This is a genomic window from Mycobacterium helveticum (genome assembly GCF_007714205.1).
Classification (GTDB): domain Bacteria; phylum Actinomycetota; class Actinomycetes; order Mycobacteriales; family Mycobacteriaceae; genus Mycobacterium; species Mycobacterium helveticum.
On sequence record NZ_VMQU01000217.1, the window covers coordinates 1 to 4,451 of the forward strand.

Here is a 4,451-nt window from a genome sequence, read left to right on the forward strand (position 1 = left end):
GTGTTCGGGCAGCCGGTATTTCATTGCTCTTCACCTCGACGGCGACCTGTCCCAGCACGACTCCGGCACCGTGGTCGAATGCGGCGATCAGGTGTGGGGCCTTACCACCAACGCGGGTGCGCGCACCGCGGATCGTCTTGCCGTCGATGGCGATCACGCGGCGCTGCTCGACGGTGAAAGTTCGCGTCCACATCCACACCCCCAGCGCCGCATCGAGGGCGTCGGCATCGATGCGGGCGAACAGCTTGCGCAGTGTCGACTCCTCCGGCGCGCTCATTCTCGCCAGCCCAAACGAAGCCAGTGTGTCGGTAGTGGTTTCTGCGGCCCACTGACCGATCGCCGCGAACGACCGGCACCCGGCCACGGTAGCTGTGACCGCCAGCGCGAGCACTCCGACCAGTGGGTAGCGCACGCCCGCGCCGGTCGCGCGGGTCGGGCACCCTCTGCAGGGCTTCCAACAGTCGTTCGTGGCGCGTCGGGTTCGCATCGGCAGGTGGCGTCGGAGAAGATGGCATGCGGGTGTGACCTCGGGTTCGGATGGTTGGCTTCGCAACCTGCATCCAAGCCCGTTGGTCACACCCGCCACATACGCCACGCCGGTAACGCGGCGATAACGGCCAAGGTCACAGCACTACGCATCAACTTTTCCGGCACCCTGTATGCGGCCCGCAGCCAAGCACTACGGCACCGCCGACGTGGGACCGCTGCATCAACGACTACCCTGCTGGCTTTGTGACGATGACCTCGGCGTCCGCTCTCACTGGCGCTGCGAGGACGCGCCATGTTGGTGCAGATCAGAGTGCGTCGAGGTATCGGAAAAGCTGCGCCTCGATCTCTTCCATTCTTTCCGGTGTCAGTGGCTTGCCGCCGCAGTCACCAAGATCCGTCTTCAGCAACGGTTGGAGCGCGTGAATGCGTACCCAACACTTCTCGGAAACATTGCCCTCGCCCGCGGCCAGCTTGACGTCGAACTCTGTGCGGTACCTCGTTGACTTCGAAAGCGGGAAGCCAGAGACAACCGGATATGATTGGTCGTTATTTGTGGGATCACCGCTGTAAATAAGAAAAGGTCTACGGGTTTCGTGAACTTCGCGCTCTGGTTCAGGCGGTAGCCGCAGAATCTCATCTCGAACTTGATAGATGTATCCCTTCCGAATGGGGAATGGGAACGTCATTTAGTGGAGGCGTTTAGTCGAGGGTCTTTCCATTTGCCCGCTGACGCAGTGGCGCGATCTCCGCGTGCTCGCGGACAAGATGGGAAAGATCACCTTCACGCCGCTGGTCGCGCATCCCGCGGGCCACATCGCGCAGTCGCGCACGCTTGGCAGCAATCAGCTCGTCGAGCGTGCGCTCTCGCGCACCTCTGGGCGGCTGGACCGACGTCCAACCATCGCTGGCGACCACGACCTGCTCGAGCGGGGTGTACTCCAAGAGCGCGCTCACCACGTTGCCCCCTCCTTGCTCACCGCGTTACCCGTCGTATCGAACCGATCTGCAAAAGATAGCGTCACAGTCTTCGCTGTGTCCTCGACTTTCTCGATAATGTCACTAACGCTCTGCGCGTCTGTTACCGCCCCGCCAGCCAACCGCGTTATCACCAACTCTGCGAAGACGCTCACTTCTGGCAAGCTTCGCGGTATCTGGGATCTCACTAGTTGACGTTTGGGCCTAGGCTCCTCGCCTGACCTTCCACGGACAATCCGACTCACCTTTGGGTTACTCAGCCGCATCAACAACTCGTCTGCCTCAACAATTCCCCACTCTACCTGGGCAGATTGCTGATCTGACTCGAGGTCGACGAGGCTTGACCCATCGAGCGCGGACAGCTCCGCAACTTCTGACGGCACCCCTGCCACGTCGATCGCGAAAGCTCTTCTCATCTCGTCATAGTCTGTACCTGGCAGCTCGCGAGTCGAAACGACGTTCGACACTGTGAGAATAGTCGCCTTCGGTTGCAGCAGGTCGAAAACCCCCTCTAGCGCGGGCACGACACGATTGACTGGGAGGCCGGAAAGACCTGACTCAATCGTCATCCCGGCGCGACTGACTGTAAGGCGAAGGTCGCTCGCACCGATTGCGATCCCGATCGTCTGCGGCTCATCTAGGAAGGCGACTGGCTGCACGTTTTCCTCAAGCCAATCAAGTAGTGCCAGGTGACGCCGGGTAAAAGTGAGGATCGGTGTCCACCGGAACGCATGGATCGAGACCCACCGCTCGTACACGCTTCGCAGCCTACCTTCCAGCCGTCGTGAAGTAACCGCTCATCACCAACTAAGACGGTTCGGTGGTGTACCCCGGTTCGCTTCACTTCAATTATTTACGCACCAAGTCCTGCTGTGCTCGTTTGGTGAGATTCAGGTCTCTGATGATCTCACTCACCAGGTAGAACGATGCGATCATCCGGCAAGACCCGCACGCGCTGCCGCGCACCCCGGGCGAACGGCAGTCGCGGCCGCGGCGCCGACGGATCCCGCTCACGGTCGCGATCCCACAGCGCATCCTCGAGCCACCCGACGCTGACACCCACCGTTTCGCCGGCCTCAAGCCCATTGAGCGAATCGCGCCGCGGGTAGAGAAAATAGGTCTGCCGACCATGCTCGTCCACACCAGCCGGACTCTTTTTCCTTATCTCGCGGCCATCGACCACGACAGGCTCGCCGCCTCGCCGCTCATACTTGGCGCGCTCGAACTCCCGCAACGCCTCATAGGTGCCCGGCACATGCACGCCGGCGCCGCGGCCGCCCCGCCTAGCCTGCGGCATCGTCACCGCCTCCGCGTTGCCAGCGAGCATTCGCCGCCCGCCGCGCCTTTCGGGTTGTCGACGTCGGACGTTCCGGCAACTCGGTCTTGCTGTCCCGGATCATGCGGGCCGTCGACTGCCGCAGCAGCCGCAACTCAGCCGACAACTTCACCCGCAACTTCACGTCATCACCGCAGGCCTCGTACATGGCTGCCAGGTCGACAGTGCGGTCAATCTCGGCGGCGAGCAGATCCAGCGCGAAGCGTTCTTGCGGTGACCACTCGAGCGTCTCGCCGCGCTCCTGCCCCACCAGAGCCAACTGCTCATTCAGGGAGCGCAGAACGGCCTCCGCTTCAGCGGAGGCCGTTCGGGTGCGCCGACGCCGGCGCTTCGTTGTAGAAACCATTACGGCCGAGCTGTCACGCTTCGTGTCACGGTTTCCGCGGTGCGCACGCTGCCGGCAAGCCTGCGAGCAGAACAGAGAATTAGCACGGCCGAGAAAGCCGTTTCCGCAGCTCTGACACTTTTTCTTAGCAGCAACCATGTCGTCGTCTCCTCACCCGCACGGCTCGATCAGAGCGCCCATCGGGGCCCGCGGAACCGTGACAGAAAACCAGCCGAATGCGTGCTCGGAACCCGAGCCACAGTGCGTCCCGGATGTGCGCGACCGCCCGGGGAGGGGGTGGAGTGCCTGGGGTCGCGGTGCTGGTACTGCTGCTGAGCTGGGGCGATGCCGCGCGGATGGTTGGCGATGGTCGGTGCTCGGAGGTCGCGGCGCGTCGCCGGGGCTCGAGGTCTTGTCGATGGTCGCGCTGCCGTCCGCGCGCGTGAGCGCCGCGGTCATCGTCGTCTCAATCCGGGGTGTGGTTCGGGCTGGCGTTTCCACGCGTTCCGCGCTTTGGTCGCTTCGCGCTGGGCTTTGCGGGCATTGCACTGTGCGCACGCCGCGCGCAGGTTGTGTTCGTCGAGCGGATCGCCGCCGTCCGCGACGTTGATGATCTTGTCGACCTGGTCCGCTTCGCCCGTGCACCCGGGTTCGTCGAGTTGGCATCGGTAGCGGTCGCGCTTGAGGATCGTCAGGCGCAGACGTCGCCATTCGGCGGTCGCCGTGACGTGGCTCGATGGGCTGCGCGCGGCGTCTTTCCATGCCATGACATCACCTACTCCCGTGTTGTGGTTCTGTCGCTGTGCTTTTGGGGCTGCTGTGGGTGGTCGGCGCCGGCGCGTAGCTCGCGTCTCAGGTCGCGGTCGCGCCGGCGCCGAGTTCATGGGCAGCCGCGGCTGTCGTCTGATGCGGCTTCTTGCGGCAACGGCTGGTTCAGCAACTGCGGGCCGGTCGGCAGGTTGCGCGGCGCGCGTTGGCGCGGCGGTCTGATGGCCGGCGCGCGGGACGAGGCGCGCGGCGCCTGGTTGAGTGTCTGTCTCGGAAACATCGTCAGACGGTGCCGCCGTTGGTCGCGGCGTCGATCAACGCTCTCAGGAACGCCTGGGAGGCGACGATGCCGGCTTGCGAGGCCTGGCTGACGTTTTGGGTCTGAAGTACCGCGGCTGTCAGCGGCCCGAACCCGCTGGTGCTGCCGCCGTTGGCAATCCATGTGCTGATGACGTCGCTCATGATTTTGGTCCTCCCTGCAGAGCCTGTTGCACAAACCTTCGGCGTGTTTTCGGCGGGAGAATGCCCTGGTCAGGGATAATATCCTGCAACGCAATG

General features: G+C 63.5%; 8 protein-coding genes. All 8 read right to left on the reverse strand.

The window, feature by feature from the left end; all coding sequences use genetic code 11:
- Positions 1-487 (reverse strand): ISAs1 family transposase (locus tag FPZ47_RS26570; protein ID WP_144957128.1); only part of this gene is annotated, 487 nt, incomplete at its 3' end.
- Between the two features lie 307 nt (positions 488-794).
- A complete protein-coding gene (locus FPZ47_RS26575; RefSeq protein WP_144957125.1) occupies positions 795-1,175 on the reverse strand; it encodes a type II toxin-antitoxin system PemK/MazF family toxin in 381 nt (126 codons plus the stop codon).
- A 13-nt stretch (positions 1,176-1,188) separates the two neighbouring features.
- The gene (locus tag FPZ47_RS26580) at positions 1,189-1,443 is read right to left on the reverse strand and encodes a hypothetical protein (RefSeq protein WP_144957122.1); all 255 of its coding nucleotides are present in this window, start codon (positions 1,441-1,443) and stop codon (positions 1,189-1,191) included.
- Positions 1,440-2,222 (reverse strand): hypothetical protein, encoded by a 783-nt coding sequence (locus tag FPZ47_RS26585; protein ID WP_144957119.1) that lies wholly within the window; start codon positions 2,220-2,222, stop codon positions 1,440-1,442. Before FPZ47_RS26585 ends, FPZ47_RS26580 begins: the two co-directional genes overlap by 4 nt.
- A 149-nt stretch (positions 2,223-2,371) precedes the next feature.
- Positions 2,372-2,767: a hypothetical protein gene (locus tag FPZ47_RS26590; protein WP_144957116.1), complete on the reverse strand. Its 396-nt coding sequence runs from the start codon at positions 2,765-2,767 to the stop codon at positions 2,372-2,374.
- On the reverse strand, positions 2,748-3,284 hold the full coding sequence (locus FPZ47_RS30030) for a hypothetical protein (RefSeq protein WP_246133631.1): 537 nt from the start codon (positions 3,282-3,284) through the stop codon (positions 2,748-2,750). Before FPZ47_RS30030 ends, FPZ47_RS26590 begins: the two co-directional genes overlap by 20 nt.
- A gap of 296 nt (positions 3,285-3,580) precedes the next feature.
- On the reverse strand, positions 3,581-3,892 hold the full coding sequence (locus tag FPZ47_RS26600) for an HNH endonuclease (RefSeq protein ID WP_168209578.1): 312 nt from the start codon (positions 3,890-3,892) through the stop codon (positions 3,581-3,583).
- 283 nt (positions 3,893-4,175) lie between these two features.
- A complete protein-coding gene (locus FPZ47_RS26605) occupies positions 4,176-4,355 on the reverse strand; it encodes a hypothetical protein (protein ID WP_144957110.1) in 180 nt (59 codons plus the stop codon).
- Positions 4,356-4,451: the final 96 nt, after the last annotated feature.

Coding starts and splice junctions, on each gene's coding strand:
- FPZ47_RS30030 (WP_246133631.1), bottom strand. CDS start 3,284: ATGGTTGCTGCTAAGAAAAAGTGTCAGAGCTGCGGAAACGGCTTTCTC.
- FPZ47_RS26605 (WP_144957110.1), bottom strand. CDS start 4,355: ATGAGCGACGTCATCAGCACATGGATTGCCAACGGCGGCAGCACCAGC.
- FPZ47_RS26600 (WP_168209578.1), bottom strand. CDS start 3,892: ATGGCATGGAAAGACGCCGCGCGCAGCCCATCGAGCCACGTCACGGCG.
- FPZ47_RS26575 (WP_144957125.1), bottom strand. CDS start 1,175: ATGACGTTCCCATTCCCCATTCGGAAGGGATACATCTATCAAGTTCGA.